A 19,165-nucleotide genomic window follows, 5' to 3' on the forward strand; every position below is an offset into this window, starting at 1 on the left:
GCTGTTCAGGCTCGAATATCCCATAGGGTCTGCCCCAGGCGGTCTACCGCAGTGAGGCCCGCTTCAGCAGCTCCACCAGGTCAGGTCTGTCCAGAAGCGGGCGTGGCACATCCAGTCCATGGCTGTCGCGGCGCTGGTGGGGGAGCGATGCTTCTGCAAGACGCTCCAACAGCTCGGGCGGCAGGGCTGGTTCGGTCACCGGATCCAGGAACAGGCTTTCGGCGGCAATGCCTTCCGCATAGACGATGTGATGACGGTCGAACAGCAGCTGGAAGTAATCGACAAAGCCGCCGTCCTGCACCACCACGCTGTCGCCGTTCACCAGGTGGCGGGCGGGGATCAGCAGCTCGGGCGTGCCCGCCCCCAGCGCGTCATGGCGCTGGTAGAGCATCAGCCGGTGGTCGGGGCTGACCAGCAGATCGCGCGCATTGTTGAGCGTGCCCTTGCGGATCAGGATCGGGGCCATGGCGCCTGTTGCGCGGCTGGTGGTCTGGCCGATCCAGCGCAGCTCTTGCACGCCATCGTCGCGGGTGAGGATGCGATCGCCGGGGTGCAGGTCTTCGATTGGTCTTTGGGCGCCGGTGGCCAGGGTGATATGGGTGCCGCGCGTGAAAGAGACAGCGGCCATCTGTGCCAGCCGCGCACGGGCGCCGCTGCGCTCGGCGCTCAACAGCGTATAGCCGGTCTCGGGCGTCAGCGGGGCAAGCGGCAACAGGGTGATGCCCGCGATCATGCCGTCGCCGTCTACCTCGACCATCACCAGCGCATCCACATTGGGGCCTGCTTCGGGCATCAGGGTGAGCGCGCAATCCAGATGCAGGGCTGCGCCGGGGCGGCCCAGCTCGGTGTCGGATCCAACGGAAAACCTGCCGTCCGCGTGGCTGACCAGGGACAGGCGGCGGGCCGGGGTCTTGCCTGCCAGCGCATAGACATCGTCCAGCACCAGATCTTCCAGCACGCCCAAGGCATCACCGGCATTGGCGCCGGTCTCCACCCGGAAGGCCTCGGCCGGGTAGGCGGGGATAGAGCGGGTGGCGGTGCGCGCCTCTGTCACGTGGGGCCTCCTGTCCTGATCTGGGCCTTGTTTCGGAATACAGTTCAATTGTGGCATGAAACAGGCCGGATGGGGCAGAAATTCCGACCGGCGACAGGGCAGGCCGCACGGGCTGGTCATTCCGATGCGGAACGTGCAATCTCCGCCCGGAAACGCAAAATCCCGATGGAGGACGAACATGGATCTTGGAATTGCAGGCAAGCGCGCATTGGTCTGTGCCAGCAGCAAGGGCTTGGGTCTTGGCTGTGCCGAGGCGCTGGCCGAAGCCGGTGTGAACCTGGTGATGAACGCCCGCGGTGAAGAGGCGCTGCTGGCGGCGGCACAGGGCATCCGCGACGCCTATGGCGTTGAGGTCGAAACCGTCGTGGCGGATGTCACAACGCCAGAGGGGCAGAAGGCGGTGCTGGATGCTGCAGGTACTGTCGATATCCTGGTCACCAACGCGGGCGGCCCGCCCCCCGGCATGTGGTCCGACTGGGAGCGCGAGGATTTCATCAAGGCGCTGGACGCCAACATGCTGGCACCGATTGCCCTGATGAAGGCGCTTCTGCCCGGCATGATGGAGCGGGGCTGGGGCCGGGTGGTCAATATCACCTCGCAATCGGTGAAGGCGCCGATCGCGGTGCTGGGGCTGTCGAACTCGGCGCGTGCGGGTCTGACGGGATATGTGGCGGGCACCTCGCGGCAGGTTGCGGGCAAGGGGGTCACCATCAATAACCTTCTGCCCGGCATCCATGCCACCGACCGCGCCGTGTCGCTGGACACCGGGGTTGCCAGCCAGCAGGGCATCTCGATTGAAGAGGCCAAGACACAGCGCGCCGCCACCATTCCCGCAGGCCGCTATGGCACGCGGCAGGAATTCGGCGCCACATGTGCCTTCCTGTGTTCCCAGCACGCGGGCTTTATCGTGGGTCAGAACGTGCTGTTGGATGGCGGCGCCACCAATATGACCCTGTAATCACATGGCCAGCGGGTTTTCCCTGAAGGACCAGCTGTTCAACCTGGAAAAGACCCGCTACCTGGCGGGTCTTTTTGCAGCTGCCGATCCGGGGTTTGATGCAGACGGGTTCGAGGCGCAGGTGATGGCGCGTTTCCCTGAGCTGGAGTTGAAACAGCGCATCCATTGGATTGCCGAGGTGCTGGCAGGCCACTACAGCGGCCCGCTGCCCGAGGTCGCTCCGGTTCTGCTGTCGGCGCTGCCGCCGCCGCTGGATCCGGGCAAGAGCGATGATGATTTTGGCGATTTCATCTTTGCCCCCTTGGGGGAATTCGTCATCGCCAAGGGGATTGAGGATCATCCCGATCTGACGCTGGATCTCTTGGAGGCGCTGACCCAGCGGTTTTCCATGGAATACGCGATCCGGCCCATGCTGAACCGCTGGCCGGATCTGACCCTCACGCGGATGCAGGACTGGGCGCGCCACGAAAATTACCACGTGCGTCGTCTGGTCAGCGAAGGCACCCGGCCACGCCTGCCCTGGGGCCTGGGAATTGGGCTGGACCTGCGCGCGCCCTTGCCGCTGCTCGACCATCTTCATGGGGACAGCACCCGGTTTGTCACCCGCTCGGTCGCCAATCATCTGAATGACATTGCCAGGAAGGATCCGGATCTGGTGGTCGACACCCTGCGGCGCTGGGGCGATGCAGGTCTACAGACCGGGAAAGAGATGGACTGGATGACACGCCACGCCTGCCGGGGATTGGTCAAGGCGGGTCATCCGGGCGCGCTGGGCCTCTTGGGCTATGACCCGGAGGCACCGGTCACGGCTCAGATCACGCTGGAGGCCACATCTGTGCCCATTGGCGAGGCGCTGTGCTTCTCGGTCGATCTGGCGGGGCCAGAGGATCAGCCGGTTCTGGTGGACTACCGCCTGCATTTCCAGCGCCCCGGCGGCAAGACCTCGGCCAAGGTGTTCAAGCTGAAACAGGCGCATCTGAAGAAAGGGCAGCTGACCCTTTCAAAACGCCATCGCATGAAGGGGGATGCCACCACCTTTACCCTTGTTCCGGGCGCGCACCGGATCGAGATCCTGGTCAACGGCACCGAGCGGGCCGAGGCGGCGTTCGAGCTGACGGGCTAGGGGCTTCACGCTTGCGTCACTGCGGCGCTCTGCCGCTTGTCCGGGGCAGGCGCGCGCGATACCCATGAGCCGGAAAACACCGTGAAAGGGCCGGACATGAACCATGAAAGCGTGCAGAATTACTATGGCGAGGTCCTGCAGGGCAGCGAGGATCTGCAAACCAATGCCTGCTGCACGCCGGACGATATGCCGGATCACGTGAAGGCGATCCTGTCACAGATCCATGACGAGGTGCTGACGCGCTATTACGGCTGCGGGTTGATTGCGCCGGAAGCCTTGGAAGGCGCCTCGGTTCTGGATCTGGGCTGCGGTGCCGGGCGCGATGTCTATGCGCTTTCGGCCATGGTCGGGGACAAGGGCCGCGTCGTCGGCGTCGATATGACCCCGGCCCAGCTGGAGGTGGCGACGCGCCACCGCGACTATCACGCGGCGGCCTTTGGCCATGGCGCCAGCAATGTGGAATTCCACCACGGCTATATCGAACAGCTGGATGAGCTGGATCTTGAGCCGGGCTCCTTTGACGTCATCGTCTCCAACTGCGTGATCAACCTGGCGACCGACAAGGGCGCGGTGCTGCGCGGGGCGCATCGGCTCTTGAAGGAGGGCGGCGAGATGTATTTCTCGGACGTCTACGCCGACCGTCGCGTGCCCGAAGCCATGGCGCGGGACGAGGTCCTGTACGGTGAATGCCTGTCCGGCGCGCTGTACTGGAATGATTTCCTGCGCCTTGCGCGGGAGGCCGGGTTCAACGATCCGCGCATGGTGACAGCCCGCCCCCTGACCATCGAAAACCCAAAGCTGGAAGCGCGGGTAGCACCGCTCAAGTTCCTCTCGGCCACCTATCGGCTGTTCAAACTGCCCCAGCTGGAACCCGATTGCGAGGATTATGGCCAGGCGGTGATCTACAAGGGCACCATTCCGCATGCCCCCCACGCGCTGACGCTGGACGATCACCACGTGATCGAGACCGGCAAGGTCTTCCCGGTCTGTGGCAACACCTGGATGATGCTGCAGGACACGCGGCTTGCGCCGCATTTCGACTTCATCGGTGATTTCTCCACCCATTACGGGATCTTTGCAGGCTGCGGCGGCGCCTCGCCCTTCAATGGTTTCGACGAAGGGGGAGCTGCGGCCTCCTGCTGCTAGGGCGGCAGGGGACGGCACTCTTGCGTGCGACCCATGGGGTTGCTATCTGCGGGTAATTCCGATTGTTTTGATCGGCTTGAACAAGAGAGCCCATGAGCGCCGCATCTGTCCCTCCCTCCCGCCCGGTTCCCCGTCTCGAAATCCGCAATATCCGGCGGTTCTTTGACGGGCGCGCGGTGGTGGATGATGTCTCGCTCACCATCCAGGCGGGGCAGGTGACCTGCCTTTTGGGTCCTTCGGGTTGCGGCAAGTCCACCACCCTGCGCATGATCGCCGGCGTCGAGATGCAGGACGAGGGCGAGATCTATGTGGATGGCAAGCTGATCTGCGACACCATCTTTCGAGTGCCGCCCGAGCGGCGCGAGATCGGGTTGATGTTCCAGGACTTCGCGCTGTTTCCGCATCTGAGCGTCGCCGACAACGTGGCCTTCGGCCTGAAGGGCGCCAAGGATCAGAAACGTGCGCGGGTAGAAGAGCTGCTCGCCAAGGTGTCGCTGTCGAAATACATCGACGATTTCCCGCACCAGCTGTCAGGCGGGGAGCAGCAGCGCGTCGCACTGGCCCGCGCCCTGGCGCCGCGCCCACGTATCATGCTGATGGACGAGCCGTTCTCGGGCCTTGATAACCGGCTGCGCGATGGCATCCGCGATGAAACCCTGACGCTGTTGCGCGAAGAGGACACGGCGGTCTTGCTGGTGACCCATGAACCCGAGGAAGCCATGCGCATGGCCGATGAAATCGCCCTGATGCGGGGCGGGCGGATCGTGCAGCAGGGCGCGCCCTACAATGTCTATACCCGCCCGGTGGACAAGGCAGCGGTGGCCTTTTTCAGCGACGTCAATGTGTTGAACGCGCAGGTGAACGGTGCCCTGGCCGAAACCCCCTTTGGGCAGTTCCTGGCACCCGGCGTGCCCGATGGCACCGATGTGGAGATCGTCTTTCGCCCCCAGCACGTGCGCATCGATTTCGACCGTGCGGGCAAGGGGCCGCTGCCCACTCCAAGCGATGGCGTCCCGGCCCGTGGCGTGGTGGAGCGCGCGCGTTTCTTGGGTCACGAAAGCCTGGTGGAATTCCGCATGGATTTTGACGGATCACTCCTGAAGGTGACGGTGCCCAACGTGTTTCTGCCCGAAGTGGGCCGCGTCCTCTGGCTGACCGTGCCGCGCAACCGGTGCTTTGTCTTCCCCAAGGGCTAGAGAGGCTAGAGAGGGTGAGGCGAGAGCATTGCCATGTCTCCCCACCTTTTGTCAGAGGCGCTGAGCGGTCAATCCACGAAGGGGGTGGAGCCATCCCAGGTGGCATTGTTTGCAACCGGTGTCGTGACCGCCGTTGCGGGCGCCGTTGCGACATGGTTCTGTCCCACGCCGACTGTGGATAGGCTGCCTGTGCCGGAGGCACAGCGGCCTGAAATGATCGTGTAATCCGGTGCCGTAGCCAGGACCGTGACACGGAACTCGGCCACAGGCGCGTTGCCACATATCTGTGCGGACACTTGGGTTCGAATCTCTTCCGGCGTCCATCCGGCCCCCGCAGTGCCACTGAAACGGCCATTTCCGTCACTGTCTAAACGCATCTCGTTGCTGGCAGGAGTCCCGCCGCAGGCGGCCAGCAGGGCGCAGCAGGTCAGCGGTAGAATGGGTTTGGCGAATTTGGTGATCATGAATTGCTCTTCTTCTTTGGGCCGGGAAAGACCTGTACAAAATGCACTGCACCGCAGCATTCCGGTGCGCGCCGATTTTCGGGTGTTGGGCCGTTCAGGTTCTTACAGGCGGCGATGCCCCCATTGGTTTGGCCCATTGAATATATCTGTTGAATTCGCGCTGGCTGGCCTGTCCATCACCGCAGTTCTTCTCCAATTGCTGTGCGATCAATTACAAAGGTTGCCCAGGACCAACGCGGCGGAAATGCCGACCCGCCCTGAATTTATAGGGCGTGTCAGAGTTTTCAAAGTCTGAATGCTGGTCATTCTCTGCCGTTTCCCGTGCCGGGGGCTGCTCAATGCCCTATTAACCGCCATCAGATAAGCTGCTCAGCGAGCGCGCGCTGTCTGGCACCCTGGACCTGCGCGGCATGGGGTTAAACGCGTGGACTTCCGAAGTATGGACAGACGTAGAGACAAGACGGAAATAACACCGCTGATCGAGGACGCGGGCCTGTTCAAGCGCGAGCTGCGGGACGTGCCGGTGGAACTCATCCCCACCCTGCAGCGCAACGGCCGGGGCGACCTGTTGATCAAGGGCGTCGTTCAGCCCGATGCAGAGATCGAGGTGCTGTTTGCCGGTCGCCGCCTGCAGGATGTCGGCGGGCTGCTTGAGCGGATCAAGGCGCTGCGCACCGAAGGTCTGCGGACGGCGATGAATGGACATGATGCCATGCTGCGGATCCGCCGGTTGCGGCTGCCAATCCGGGTGCGCGGGAACTGGCGCATGCGGTTTGAAACCGATGAATCGGGCTGGGATCTCAAGAGCTATCAACTCATCGCTGCCCAATGGATCTTTACCGATCTGAAGGGCTTCACCGTGCGCTGCGGCGCTCTTCCCGAAGTGTCCGAGGACAGGTTGCAAGACCGGGCCCGGGCGGCCCGGGCGCAGCTTGCCGCATCGCGGGCACGGGTGGCCGAGCGGGCGCGCCCAACGCCCTAGGTGCAGGCGCCCCGGTGACTTGCTCCCGGTGATCAGGCCCCGGTGATCAGGCCCCGGTGATCCTGTGCCGTTGGTCTGAGGGAGCCTAACCCGAGGACATCGGATCGTAATCCGCCAATCTCTTGCCCGGTTCATCGACGAACAATTCGGGCAGGGCGGTGGCCTCCTCAATCAGATCGACGCGGAAGACGCGGAAATCCTCGCGGGCCTCACACCAGGCGGTGAGGGTCCAGACGCGGCCCCAATACTCCATGTGCAACGGGCGGATCTTGCGCGCGCTCACTTCGCCATTGATGCGGCGGTAGGTGATCTGCAATTTCTGACGCGCCTTGATGGCGGCGCGTAAGGTCGGCATCTGGGCAAAGCCCCGCGCCGCATCGGCAAAGGGGTAGACGGCGAATTTCCAGGCCTCTGCCTCGGCAATGGTTTCCGTCGGCAGCACCGCATCGACCTTGGCCGCCAGCGATTGTGCGGCGGCCTTGAGATCGGCATCGGCGGCCTCGGCGACGATCGCCATGCCAAGGTTCAGCGCTTCCAGTTCTTCCGGGGTCAATGTCAGGGGGGGCAGGGTGATCGCCTCGCGCACCATATAGCCGACGCCGCGCTCCCCTTCGACCGGTATGCCCGAGGCCACCAGCGTGTCCATGTCGCGATAGATGGTGCGGGTGGAGACCTCCAGCCGCGCGGCAATGTCCTGCGCGCGGTGCAGTTTCCCATCGCGCAGGATCTGGATGATTTCAAAAAGACGGTCGGTGCGGCGCATGCCCTAGCCTTGGCCTGCGCCGCACCGGTTGGTCAAGCCGCCATCTGCCACAGGATGTCTTCGTGGCGCATATCGATGCTGCCGGGCTCAATCGCCTGCATCAGCGCAGCGGCAAAGGGCTGCTTGGGAAACGCCTCGGCTGCGGCCTTGGCTGAGGTCATGTCGCGCCAGACCACCTGATCGCTCCAGCGGCCATCGGCGCCGCAGCTGAGGCGGCGGACCATGAAGCCCGGCTGGGCACGCACGAAGGCCTCGCTGTCCTGGCTGAGGGCCACAAAGGCGTCCGGGGTGACACCCTGTGCCAGGGTGAAGGTGACGATTTCGGCCACGGGGTTGGGGGAATGGATGGTCATATCTTCTCTGTCTCCTTGCTGATGTGACAGGCTGGTGCTAGCACTGTCCAACTGACATAAACCTGTCAGTTGGTTTTCGTGTTGCCCCTATGGAGGCGATTTTCGCCCCGCTGGGCACCGGCAGTGCGCTTCGGCATCTTTGCGACGCGGGGATGCGCCCGTAAAACCAAGGATGAAAGAGACATGAACCGGTGCGGATGGACGCCGGACAAGAAGGAGACACTCACATGCTCAACAATATTGGCCTTCCCGGCATTCTGCTGATCGCCGTCGTGGTTCTGGTCCTGTTTGGCCGCGGCAAGATTTCCTCGCTGATGGGCGAAGTCGGCAAGGGCATCACCGCCTTCAAGAAGGGCGTGAAGGACAGCACCGAAGAGATCGAGCAGGACGCCGCCGTGGAGGCGAAGGACATCACGCCCGAGACCGAAAAAGACAAGGCCTAAGCCGCCATGTTCGATCTTGGGTGGACCGAACTTATGGTGGTCGGGGTGGTCGCGCTGATCGTGGTCGGCCCCAAGGACCTGCCGGTGCTGTTCCGCAACGTGGGCCGCTTCGTGGGCAAAGCCAAGGGCATGGCCCGCGAATTCAGCCGAGCGATGAACGATGCCGCCGACGAGGCGGGCGTCAAGGACGTGGCCAAGGGGCTGAAGGCCGCCACCAATCCGGTCGGCACCGCCATGGACGGGGTGAAGGAGGCGGCGCAGGACATGGCCAAATCCATCGATCCGACCAAGTTTGACGCAGACAGCGAAACCGGCAAGCTGGCCGCAGAACGTGCCGCTGACGCCAAGAAGATCCAGGCGGCCACGGCCCGCGCTGCTGCTGAACGCAAGGCCAAGGAGGCGCAGGAGGCGCTGGCCTATGCCGAGGCGGCCGAAAAGGAGCTGGAGGCAGGCGCTGCCCCCGCTGCTGAGGATAAAGAGACCAAATCATGAGCCAATCCGAAGAGATCGAGGATTCCTCCGCGCCGCTGATCGAGCATCTGGCCGAGCTGCGCACCCGCCTGATCCGGGCGGTCGGGGCCTTTATCGTCGGGATCGTGCTGGCCTTCACCGTGGCCGAGCCGATCCTGCAGTTCCTCCTGGCGCCAATCGAGGCGACCCTGCGCGAACTGGGCGATCCCTCGCCCACCTTGCAGTACACCAGCCCGCAGGAATACCTGTTCACGCTGTTCCGCATCTCCATGGTCTTCGGCTTTGCGCTGTCTTTCCCGGTGATCGGCTTCCAGCTGTGGCGCTTCGTGGCGCCGGGCCTCTACAAGAGCGAGAAGAACGCCTTTCTGCCCTTCCTGATCGCGGCGCCGGTGATGTTCCTCCTGGGGGCGTCCTTTGCGCATTTCGTCGTCACCCCGCTGGCGATGGCCTTTTTCCTGGGCTTTGCGGATGTCTCGTCGATCTTTGCCAACCTGCTGTCGGGGGCGGTGGATGACCTGCCGGCCGATGCTGCCGTGGTGCCGGAAACCGCCGAGGGCGTGCGTATCACCTTCTTTGGCAAGGTGAACGAGTCGCTGGATATCACGCTGAAGTTCATCATGGCCTTTGGCCTATGCTTCCAGCTGCCGGTGCTGCTGACCTTGATGGGCAAGGCCGGTCTGGTCAGCGCCGAAGGCTTGGGCTCGGTGCGCAAATATGCGGTTGTGGCCATCCTGGTGCTGGCCGCCCTGGTGACGCCGCCGGATGTGATCACCCAGTTGATCCTCTTCACCGTGGTCTATGGCCTTTACGAGATTTCGATCTTCCTGGTCGGCCGGGTCGAGAAGAAGCGCGAAGAAAAGCTGCGCGAGGAAGGCTATTATGATGACGAGGATGAAGAGGATCCTCTGATGGCCGAATTCGACGCGGAGGATGACGACAGGTAATCCGTCGATCAGAAAACCAAGGGGGCGCAACCGAACCGGCTGCGCCCCCTGTTGTTTCAAGCGAAAATTGGATGGTGACGGGGTTTCAACTATAGGTCTATGCTATGGGCGCGCGGCCCGGTCTTGGCCGGACAGGCGCGGCTTGCAGCTATAGGAGCTCAATGGGAAGGGAGGCCCTTTTGCTCGACTACAGCCACAACTACCTGTTTGTCCTGGCATCTTTGACCATTGCCTTGATTGCGGGCTTTTCCGGCCTGTCACTGACCCAGGGGGCCTCGCAGATGTCGCCGCCGGTGCGCAAGATCGTGGTCTCGGTGGCCTCGGTGATCCTGGGCAGCGGCATCTGGTCGATGCATTTCGTGGCGATGCTGGGGCTGGAGCTGCCGGTTGCCTATTACTTTGATCCGCTGGTCACCCTGATTTCGGCGCTGACGGCGATCCTCTTCATGGGGCTGGCGCTGCTCATCGTGCATTTTGGAACCCGCACCCGGGCCAAGATCATGCTGGCGGGCGTCATCATGGGCAGCGGCATCGCAGCCATGCATTACATCGGCATGTCGGGCATGGAGCTCTGCGTGCCGAGCTATACCGTGCCGCAGGTGGCGATGGCCTTTGCCGCTTCCATCGCGCTGAGCATGGCGTCGTTCCAGGTGTCCTACGGCCGACGCAGTGCCCGCAATATCGTGATGGGCACCTTCGGGTTCGGCATTGCCGTCTTTGCGGTGCATTTCATTGCCATGGCCGGGACCGGTTTTTCCCTGGCCGAGGAACAGACCACCTTCGTCCCCCCGATGAGCCGGGGCGTGCTGGCCTTTGGGGTGACGCTTTCGGCCTTTGTGCTGTCGGGCAGTTTCCTGTTGTCCGGGGCCACATTCGCCACCCGCCTGGGCGGGCAGGGCGGCGGGGCAGCAAAGGCGCCGGAGGATCAGGCAGAGGCGCCCTCTGCCGCAGCGCTCAATGGCCGACAGTCCAGCGAAGCCAGTGCCGAACAGGCCAGTAGTGGCGTCGCGACGCCCAAACCTGATGCGCAGGCAGAGCGCCGCATTCCCTATGAATCGGATGCCCGCACCCATTTCATCAGCCCCGACAATGTCTCGGCGATCCGGGCCGAGGGGCATTACACCGTGCTTTACAGTGGCAATGCCAAGCTGTTCTGCCCCTGGTCGATTTCCGAGGCGGAGGCCCGCACCGGCGCCGATATCTTCATCCGCACCCATCGCAGTTATCTGGTCAACCTGGATCACGTCACCAGTTTCGAGCGCAAGAAGGACAACGGCGTCTGCTATTTCGACGATACGCCGGCGCTGCCCAAGGTGCCGGTCAGCCGGTCCCGCCTGGCAGAGGTCCGCGCCCGTCTGGGCATGTAAGCCCGGCGTCTATCCTCGCGCATCCAGACCCTGAACATCTTTTCAATGCCTCAAAGGCGTGCACCGCGCGCTGGGCCAGGTCTGATGGTGCCTTTCGGTCCAGGCCCCCTCGTGATGCTGATACGTCAGGGCGAATTTCCCCGGATTGCGGTGAGTGGGATCTGTGAGGATCAAGGGGCAGGGTCTACCTGGTTTGGATCTCGATATGTGGTGCGCATCCGGTATGCGATTGTCGACTCACGCTGGAATGCAATCAGGAAATGTATTCATTAAGGTGAATTCGTCCGGAGGGCATGTTTTCGCAACTCGTGCAGCTCATTCGCATTTCGTGAACCCGGCTTCGGCGGTCGTTTCCCGCTTCTCGCTCAGGCGCATGCAGCGCCCTTTACTGTGGCCAATCCGGAATTCAGGGAGGAAACGGATGATACCCTCAGAGTTTGAATACCACCGACCCGGCAGTATTGCGGCGGCCCTGGCGGTACTGGAAGAGCACGGCGACGATGCCCGCGTCATGGCAGGCGGGCACAGCCTGATCCCGATGATGAAACTGCGCATGGCCGATGTACCGCATCTGATCGACCTGCAGGCGATTGCCGAGCTGAAGGGCATCGCTGTCGATGGTGGCACCATCACCATCGGCGCGATGACCACCCAGCACGAGCTGATCACCAGCGATGAACTGGCGGCGGCTGCTCCGATCATGCGCGAGGCGGCACTGCTGATCGCCGATCCGCAGGTGCGCTATGTGGGCACCATTGGCGGCAATGTGGCCAATGGCGATCCGGGCAACGATATGCCCGGGCTGATGCAGTGCCTGGATGCCACCTTCACCCTGCAGGGGCCGGATGGCACCCGCGAGGTTCAGGCGCGCGACTTCTACGAGGCGGCCTATATGACCGACCGCGAGGATGACGAGATCCTGACCAAGATCTCCTTTGCCGCGCCGAAGGGCGGGCAGGCCTATGAAAAGCAAAAACGCAAGATCGGCGATTACGCCACGGCGGCGGCGGCTGTGATCCTGGAAAAGGTGGACGGCAAGGTCGCCTCGGCCTCGATCGCGATGACCAACCTCAGCGACACGCCGGTGTTTTCCGCCGATGCAGGCGCGGCCTTGGTCGGCAGTGACTGCGGCGCCGATGCCGTCTCGGATGCGGTCAGTGCCATGCTGGGCGACATCGACCCGACCGAGGACAACCGCGGACCGGTTGAATTCAAGAAACACGTGGCTGGCGTCATCCTGCGCCGGGCCATCGAACGCGCCTGGTCGCGGGCCTGAGGGAGGAGACCATGGGAAAACAAATCATCACCCTGACGGTGAACGGCGAGAAGCACGAAGTCGCCGCCGAACCGCGCGAACTCTTGGTGCATACCCTGCGCGAGACGCTGAAGCTGACCGGCCCGCATGTGGGCTGTGAAACCTCGCATTGCGGCGCCTGCACCGTGGATATCAACGGCAAGTCGGTGAAATCCTGCACCATGTTTGCTGCGCAAGCGGATGGCGCCGAGATCACCACCATCGAAGGCATCGCAACGCCTGACGGCATGCACGTGCTGCAGGAAATGTTCCGCGAACATCACGGGCTTCAGTGCGGCTTCTGCACCCCCGGCATGATCACGCGGGCCTATCGCCTGCTGCAGGAAAACCCCAACCCGACCGAGGAAGAGGTCCGTTTCGGCATCGCCGGCAACCTCTGCCGCTGCACCGGCTATCAGAATATCGTCAAGGCGATCCTCGCCGCCGCGGCTGAACTCAACGCATCCAAGGAGGCAGCACAATGAAGGATCTGGAGGATCGTCAGGAACGGATCGACAACCTCAAGGGCATGGGCTGCTCGCGCAAGCGGGTCGAGGATGCGCGTTTCACCCAGGGCAAGGGCAATTACGTCGATGACGTCAATCTGCCGGGCATGCTGCACGGGGATTTCGTGCGCTCGCCCTATGCCCATGCGCGGGTGAAGTCAATCAATATCGATGCCGCCATGGCGCTGGATGGTGTCGTCGCGGTGCTGACCGCCAAGGATCTGGAGCCGCTGGCGCTGCACTGGATGCCGACCCTTGCCGGTGACAAGCAGATGGTGCTGGCAGATGGCAAGGTGCTGTTCCAGGGCCAGGAGGTCGCCTTCGTCGTCGCCAAGGACCGCTATATCGCCGCCGACGCGGTGGAGCTGGTCGAGGTGGAATACGAGGAACTTCCGGTTCTGGTCGACCCCTTCGAGGCGCTGCAGTCCGACATCGTCCTGCGTGAAGACATCAAGGACGAGAAAGAGGGCGCCCACGGCCCCCGTCGCCATCACAACCACATCTTCCTCTGGGAAGAGGGCAACAAGGAAGCCACCGAGCAGGTGCTGGACGAGGCTGAAGTTGTGGCCGAGGAGATGGTCTATTACCACCGCACCCACCCGTGCCCGCTGGAGCCCTGCGGCTCTGTCGCCAGCATGGACAAGATCAATGGCAAGCTGACCCTTTGGGGCACCTTCCAGGCGCCGCATGTGGTGCGCACCGTGGCCAGCCTTCTGTCGGGGATCGAAGAGCACAACATCCGCGTGATCTCCCCCGATATCGGTGGCGGTTTCGGCAACAAGGTGGGCGTCTATCCGGGCTATGTCTGCTCCATCGTGGCGACCATCGTCACCGGCCAGCCGGTGAAGTGGATCGAGGACCGGATGGAAAACCTGATGGCCACCGCCTTTGCCCGTGACTACTGGATGAAGGGCAAGATCAGCGCCACCAAGGAGGGCAAGATCACCGGGCTGCACTGCCATGTGACCGCCGACCACGGCGCCTTCGATGCCTGCGCCGACCCGACCAAGTTCCCGGCCGGTTTCTTCCACATCTGCACCGGATCCTATGACATCCCGGTCGCCTATGTGGGCGTTGACGGCGTCTATACCAACAAGGCGCCGGGCGGCGTGGCCTATCGCTGCTCCTTCCGGGTGACGGAGGCCGCCTATTTCATCGAACGCATGATCGAGGTGCTGGCGATGGAGCTGAACATGGACGCAGCCGAGCTGCGCCGGATCAACTTTATCCGCGAAGACCAGTTCCCCTATCAGTCGGCACTGGGCTGGGAATATGACTCGGGCGATTATCACTCCGCCTGGGACAAGGCACTGGCGGCGGTCAAATACGATGAGCTGCGCGCCGAGCAGGCGCAGCGGGTGGAGGACTTCAAGGCCGGAAAGACGCGAAAGCTTCTGGGCATTGGCCTCACGCATTTCACCGAGATCGTCGGCGCCGGCCCGGTGAAGAACTGCGATATCCTCGGCATGGGGATGTTCGACAGCTGCGAGATCCGCATCCACCCCACCGGATCGGCCATTGCACGCCTTGGTACCATCAGCCAGGGGCAGGGGCACGCGACCACCTTCGCGCAGATCCTGGCGTCTGAAATCGGTCTCTCGGCTGACTCGATCACCATCGAGGAAGGCGACACCGACACCGCGCCTTACGGTCTGGGCACCTATGGCTCACGCTCGACCCCCGTTGCAGGCGCTGCCACTGCCATGGCGGGCCGCAAGATCCGCGCCAAGGCGCAGATGATCGCGGCTTACTTGCTGGAAGTGCACGACAACGACCTGGAATGGGACGTGGACCGGTTCGTGGTCAAGGGCGCGCCCGAGCGCTTCAAGACCATGAAGGACATTGCCTATGCGGCCTATAATCAGGCCATTCCGGGCGTCGAGCCGGGGCTTGAGGCCGTGAGCTACTATGACCCGCCCAACATGACCTATCCCTTTGGAGCCTATATCTGCGTCATGGAGATCGACGTCGACACCGGTGAGCATGAAATCCGCCAGTTCTACGCGTTGGACGATTGCGGCACCCGGATCAACCCGATGGTCATCGAAGGTCAGGTGCACGGTGGTTTGACCGAGGCGCTCGCCATCGCCATGGGGCAGGAGATTGCCTATGACGATATGGGCAACTGCAAGACCGGCACGCTGATGGACTTCTTCATCCCGACCGCCGTTGAGACGCCGCATTACACCACCGACCACACCGAAACCCCCAGCCCGCATCACCCGATCGGCGCCAAGGGTGTGGGTGAAAGCCCCAATGTGGGCGGTGTTCCGGCCTTCTCCAACGCGGTGCATGATGCCTTCCGTGCCTTTGGCCTGCGCCAAAGCCACATGCCCCACGATCACTGGCGGATCTGGAAGACCGCCAACGATCTGGGCCTGCACGGCTAAGGCTTAAGTCGTACTAAAAAGAGGGAGGCCGCCGCGTGCGGCCTCCCATCTCCGCCCCAACCCGGCCCCGCGATGGGGCCGTGCGCAGCGACCTGTCGGATCTGACCCATGACCTATCTCGACCTTCAGAAAGACTTGGCCGAACAGGGCTATGTCGCCACCGATGATCTGGCGATGGCGCTGCATCTCGCGGTGACTCTGGGCCGTCCGCTGCTCCTGGAAGGAGCTGCCGGTGTCGGCAAGACCGAGATCGCCCGCGCCCTGGCTGCCGCCCGCGACACCCGGCTGATTCGGCTGCAATGCTATGAAGGGCTGGACGCGGCACAGGCGATCTATGAATGGAACTACCAGCGCCAGTTATTGGCCATTCAGGCCTCCGGAAAGACCGGGAAAGAGGCTGAGGCGCAGATATTCTCAGAGGACTACCTGTTGGAGCGACCGCTGTTGCAGGCGATCCGGCAGGACATTCCCCCGGTGCTGCTGATCGATGAGATCGACCGCGCCGATGAAGAATTCGAGGCCTACCTTCTGGAGGTGCTCGCCGATTTCCAGATCACCGTGCCGGAGCTTGGCACCATAACGGCCAAAAGCCGCCCGCTGGTGATCCTGACCGCCAATGGCACCCGTGATCTGTCGGACGCGCTGCGCCGCCGCTGCCTTTACGCCCATGTGGATTACCCCGACCGCAAGACGGAGCTTGCCATTCTGGATGCGCGCTGTCCGGGGCTGAGTGCTCAGCTCGCCGGGCAGATCGTCGGCTTCGTGCAGGACCTGCGCAAGGAGGATCTGGTCAAGACACCCGGCGTGGCCGAGATGCTGGATTTTGCCGCCGCGCTCTCTGGCCTCGGCGTTGCGGATCTCACCGAAGATCCCGCTGCCCTGATGGCGGCCATGGCAACCTTGCTGAAGACCGAGGCCGACCGCGGTGCGGTTCCGGCAGAGGTCGCGCAGCGGCTGGCGGGGCGCGCCGCATGAGCCGGGTTACCAAATTCGCAGGCCGTGACCCCGGTCCCGGTGCGCGCGTTGCGGGCTTCATGGCGCATCTGCGCGCCCATGGCTTTGCACTGGGCGTGGCGGAAACCGGCACCGCGCTGGCGGCGCTTGGGGCGGTGGAGGCGAGCGATCCGTCAGAGGCGCGTGCTGCATTGCGGGCCGTCTGCGCAGGCCGCGCCGAGGATGTGGAGCGGTTTGATGCGCTCTTTGACAGTTTCTGGATGGATGCAGGACGGGTGCGGCAGAAGACCGTGCCCAGCGACAAGACCAACAAGAACGACGACATGCGCTCCTCCCGCAAGGACGCGAGCGAGACAGAGGCAGAGGGTACAGGCACAATTCAGGCCCCCGGCGGCAGCGGCGGCGGCGAGGCGGAAAACGACGGCGTGGGGCGACTGGTGGCTTCGGATGTGAAGAACCTGTTGAAGAAGGATCTGCGCGATCTGGTGGACCCGGAAGATATCCGTCAGGCTGAAGCGGTTGCCGTGCGGCTGGGGGAGGCCCTTCGCGACAGGCGCTCGCGCAGGCGCAAGGCGGCGCGGCGGGGCAGGGCGGTGGATTTCCGCCGCACCATCCGCAAGGCGGTGGCCACCGGCGGCGTGCCCCTCAGGCTGGCGCGCCGGACCCGTCCTGACCGGCCTGTGAAGATCGTTGCCCTGTGTGATGTCTCGGGCTCCATGCTGGTCTACGCGCGCCCCTTCCTGGCGTTTCTGGCGGGGCTGATGCGGGCGGATGCGAATTCTGACGCTTACCTCTTTCACACCCGTCTGGTGCGGATTGCCGATGCCCTGCGTGAAGAGGACCCGATGCGCGCCCTCAACCGCGTCACCCTGATGGCCGAAGGTATCGGCGGCGGCAGCTGCATCGGCGGCGCACTCACGCATTTTGCCACCACCTATGCGCGCCGATTCGTCGATGGGCGCTCGGTGGTGATTATCCTGTCGGATGGCTACGACAGCGACCCGCCGGACCATATGGCAGCAGGCTTGCAGGCGCTGAAGCGGCGCGGTTGCCGGATCGTCTGGCTCAATCCGCTGAAGGGCTGGCAGGGTTACGAGCCGATTGCACGCGGCATGGCGGCGGCCCTGCCGTATTTGGATCTGTTCGAGGCGGCCAACACGCTGGAGGCGCTGGCCAGCCTCGATCAAAAACTGGGGGCGATATGAGTTTCATCATGGCAGGACATTCCGCACTTGGACCACGGCTGGAACAGGATCTGGCCCGCGAAACAGAGGCCCGGCGCAGCGCTGGCGAACCCTTTGCCATGGCGACCGTGGTGCGCACCGTGGCGGCGACCTCGGCCAAGCCGGGATCAAAGGCGCTGATCGACGCGAAGGGCGAGATCGTCGTGGGCTTCCTGGGCGGCGGCTGCGTGCGCGGCGCCGTGGGGCGCGCGGCCCGCGAGGCGATCGAAACAGGCGCGCCGCAGCTTCTGTCGATTGGGCCGGAAGAATTGCTCGCAGAGGCGGGCGTCAGCGCGGGCGAGGAACGCGACGGCATCAAATATGCGCGCAACGGCTGCCCCAGCAAGGGCGTCCTGGATATCTTCGTGGAACCGGTTTTGCCGCTGCCTGCCCTGGTGGTCTGTGGCTCCGGCCCGGTGGCGCAGGCGCTGGTGGAATTGTCTGCGCGGTTCGAGTTCGACCGCACATTGTGCCTGCCGGGGCCGCAGGAGACAGACTTGCCGATGCCCGACCGGGTGGTGGAGCATTTCGACGCGCATCCGATCTGGGACAGCGCGCCCTTCGTGGTGGTCGCCACGCAAGGACGCGGCGACGAGGCTGCGCTCAGCCGGGCGCTCATGCAGAAGGCGCGTTATATCGGCTTTGTCGGCAGCCGCCGGAAATTCGCGACCCTGTCGCAGCGATTGAAGGACAAGGGCGTGTCCGAAGCGGCGCTTGCCACGGTGAAGGCGCCTGCGGGCATCGATATCCACGCCATCACCCCGGATGAGATCGCCCTGTCGATCCTTGCCGAGCTGGTGCAGCGCCGCCGGGCGCTTCAGCGCCGGGAGGTGGTAGATGGCTGATCTTACCCTGCGCCTGACCCGCAGCCTGTGGCGGCGCCTGTTTCCCGAATTGAGTGACGAGCAGGCCAAGGTTCTGGCCACCGTCAAATTTCCCTGTTGCTAGAAGGACAACCCACATGGAACTGAACGACGAAATCTTCATCAATGCCCCGCGTGACGAGGTCTATGCGGCTCTCAATGACCCGGAGGTGCTGCAAAAGGCGATCCCCGGCTGCGAGGAGCTGATCAAACATTCCGACACCGAGCTGGAGGCCAAGGTAGTGCTGAAGATCGGCCCGGTGAAGGCGAAATTCTCGGGCCAGGTGACCCTGTCGCCCGATGCCCCGCCGGAACGCTTCTCGCTGACCGGGCAGGGCAATGGCGGTGCCGCGGGCTTTGCCAAGGGCGGTGCCGAGGTGGTGCTGACAGAACAGGATGGCGGCACGCTGCTGTCCTACACGGCCAAGGCCGATATCGGCGGCAAGCTGGCGCAGCTGGGCAGCCGCCTGATCCAGAGCACGGCCAAGAAACTGGCCGCCAAGTTTTTCAAGAGCTTTTCCGAGGAGATGGAAAAAGCCCAGGCCGCCTAAAGGACCATTCTGTCCCCATAGGGCGGCACACACTCACTGAACCGAGAGAAGACAAGGGGCGGCACGCAGGTGTCGCCCCTTTTGCACGCATCTGGGTGGCAAAGCGGCTTGTTGCCCGGC

20 protein-coding genes are annotated in these 19,165 nt (G+C 63.6%); 16 read left to right on the forward strand and 4 right to left on the reverse strand.

Annotated elements, in window-relative coordinates; translation table 11 throughout:
• Nucleotides 1-43 precede the first annotated feature (43 nt).
• Complete coding sequence (locus PXK01_RS07715) at nt 44-1,054, reverse strand: Hint domain-containing protein (RefSeq protein WP_274859538.1); 1,011 nt, start codon at nt 1,052-1,054, stop codon at nt 44-46.
• A 178-nt stretch (nt 1,055-1,232) separates the two neighbouring features.
• Here PXK01_RS07715 and PXK01_RS07720 point away from each other — a divergent pair, with 178 nt between their 5' ends.
• The 4 genes from PXK01_RS07720 (at nt 1,233) to PXK01_RS07735 (ending at nt 5,477) form a co-directional block, all read left to right on the forward strand.
• Nucleotides 1,233-2,012 carry an SDR family oxidoreductase gene (locus PXK01_RS07720; RefSeq protein ID WP_274859539.1) on the forward strand — a complete coding sequence of 260 codons (780 nt, stop codon included), beginning with the start codon at nt 1,233-1,235 and terminating at the stop codon, nt 2,010-2,012.
• Nucleotides 2,013-2,016: 4 nt separating this feature from the next.
• Entirely contained in the window at nt 2,017-3,135 is a 1,119-nt protein-coding gene (locus tag PXK01_RS07725; protein WP_274859540.1) for a hypothetical protein, read from the forward strand.
• A gap of 96 nt (nt 3,136-3,231) precedes the next feature.
• Nucleotides 3,232-4,281, forward strand: coding sequence for a methyltransferase domain-containing protein (locus tag PXK01_RS07730; RefSeq protein ID WP_274859541.1), 1,050 nt, complete (start codon nt 3,232-3,234; stop codon nt 4,279-4,281).
• Between the two features lie 92 nt (nt 4,282-4,373).
• On the forward strand, nt 4,374-5,477 hold the full coding sequence (locus PXK01_RS07735; protein ID WP_274859542.1) for an ABC transporter ATP-binding protein: 1,104 nt from the start codon (nt 4,374-4,376) through the stop codon (nt 5,475-5,477).
• Between the two features lie 68 nt (nt 5,478-5,545).
• Here the strand turns inward: PXK01_RS07735 and PXK01_RS07740 are convergent, their stop codons facing one another.
• Complete coding sequence (locus tag PXK01_RS07740) at nt 5,546-5,941, reverse strand: hypothetical protein (protein ID WP_274859543.1); 396 nt, start codon at nt 5,939-5,941, stop codon at nt 5,546-5,548.
• A 439-nt stretch (nt 5,942-6,380) separates the two neighbouring features.
• Here PXK01_RS07740 and PXK01_RS07745 point away from each other — a divergent pair, with 439 nt between their 5' ends.
• Nucleotides 6,381-6,923, forward strand: a complete 543-nt coding sequence (locus PXK01_RS07745) for a hypothetical protein (protein WP_274859544.1) — start codon at nt 6,381-6,383, stop codon at nt 6,921-6,923.
• A gap of 85 nt (nt 6,924-7,008) precedes the next feature.
• On the opposite strand, the gene PXK01_RS07750 is transcribed toward PXK01_RS07745, so the two are convergent.
• Together PXK01_RS07750 and PXK01_RS07755 are read right to left on the reverse strand one after the other, a co-directional pair.
• A complete protein-coding gene (locus tag PXK01_RS07750) occupies nt 7,009-7,686 on the reverse strand; it encodes a helix-turn-helix transcriptional regulator (protein WP_274848218.1) in 678 nt (225 codons plus the stop codon).
• A gap of 32 nt (nt 7,687-7,718) precedes the next feature.
• Complete coding sequence (locus PXK01_RS07755) at nt 7,719-8,039, reverse strand: hypothetical protein (protein WP_274848220.1); 321 nt, start codon at nt 8,037-8,039, stop codon at nt 7,719-7,721.
• 227 nt (nt 8,040-8,266) lie between these two features.
• On the opposite strand from PXK01_RS07755, the gene PXK01_RS07760 reads away from it, so the two are divergent.
• The 11 genes from PXK01_RS07760 (at nt 8,267) to PXK01_RS07810 (ending at nt 19,045) form a co-directional block, all read left to right on the forward strand.
• Nucleotides 8,267-8,482 (forward strand): twin-arginine translocase TatA/TatE family subunit, encoded by a 216-nt coding sequence (locus PXK01_RS07760; protein ID WP_274848221.1) that lies wholly within the window; start codon nt 8,267-8,269, stop codon nt 8,480-8,482.
• A 6-nt stretch (nt 8,483-8,488) separates the two neighbouring features.
• Nucleotides 8,489-8,974 (forward strand): Sec-independent protein translocase protein TatB, encoded by a 486-nt coding sequence (gene tatB, locus PXK01_RS07765; protein ID WP_274848223.1) that lies wholly within the window; start codon nt 8,489-8,491, stop codon nt 8,972-8,974.
• Nucleotides 8,971-9,897 (forward strand): twin-arginine translocase subunit TatC, encoded by a 927-nt coding sequence (tatC, locus tag PXK01_RS07770; RefSeq protein WP_274848225.1) that lies wholly within the window; start codon nt 8,971-8,973, stop codon nt 9,895-9,897. Before tatB ends, tatC begins: the two co-directional genes overlap by 4 nt.
• Nucleotides 9,898-10,076: 179 nt before the next feature.
• Complete coding sequence (locus PXK01_RS07775) at nt 10,077-11,264, forward strand: MHYT domain-containing protein (RefSeq protein ID WP_274859545.1); 1,188 nt, start codon at nt 10,077-10,079, stop codon at nt 11,262-11,264.
• 421 nt (nt 11,265-11,685) lie between these two features.
• Nucleotides 11,686-12,540 carry an FAD binding domain-containing protein gene (locus PXK01_RS07780; RefSeq protein WP_274859546.1) on the forward strand — a complete coding sequence of 285 codons (855 nt, stop codon included), beginning with the start codon at nt 11,686-11,688 and terminating at the stop codon, nt 12,538-12,540.
• An 11-nt stretch (nt 12,541-12,551) separates the two neighbouring features.
• Nucleotides 12,552-13,043, forward strand: a complete 492-nt coding sequence (locus PXK01_RS07785; RefSeq protein ID WP_274859548.1) for a (2Fe-2S)-binding protein — start codon at nt 12,552-12,554, stop codon at nt 13,041-13,043.
• On the forward strand, nt 13,040-15,454 hold the full coding sequence (locus PXK01_RS07790; protein WP_274859549.1) for an aerobic carbon-monoxide dehydrogenase large subunit: 2,415 nt from the start codon (nt 13,040-13,042) through the stop codon (nt 15,452-15,454). Before PXK01_RS07785 ends, PXK01_RS07790 begins: the two co-directional genes overlap by 4 nt.
• Nucleotides 15,455-15,562: 108 nt before the next feature.
• A complete protein-coding gene (locus tag PXK01_RS07795) occupies nt 15,563-16,429 on the forward strand; it encodes an AAA family ATPase (protein WP_274859550.1) in 867 nt (288 codons plus the stop codon).
• Nucleotides 16,426-17,613 (forward strand): vWA domain-containing protein, encoded by a 1,188-nt coding sequence (locus PXK01_RS07800; protein ID WP_274859551.1) that lies wholly within the window; start codon nt 16,426-16,428, stop codon nt 17,611-17,613. The genes PXK01_RS07795 and PXK01_RS07800 overlap by 4 nt, the downstream gene beginning before the upstream one ends.
• Before the next feature lie 8 nt (nt 17,614-17,621).
• The gene (locus tag PXK01_RS07805; RefSeq protein WP_274859552.1) at nt 17,622-18,476 is read left to right on the forward strand and encodes an XdhC family protein; all 855 of its coding nucleotides are present in this window, start codon (nt 17,622-17,624) and stop codon (nt 18,474-18,476) included.
• A 116-nt stretch (nt 18,477-18,592) separates the two neighbouring features.
• Complete coding sequence (locus tag PXK01_RS07810) at nt 18,593-19,045, forward strand: SRPBCC family protein (RefSeq protein WP_274848235.1); 453 nt, start codon at nt 18,593-18,595, stop codon at nt 19,043-19,045.
• Nucleotides 19,046-19,165 lie beyond the last annotated feature (120 nt).

It is taken from the genome of Phaeobacter sp. PT47_59 (assembly GCF_028890025.1).
Lineage (GTDB): Bacteria > Pseudomonadota > Alphaproteobacteria > Rhodobacterales > Rhodobacteraceae > Phycobacter.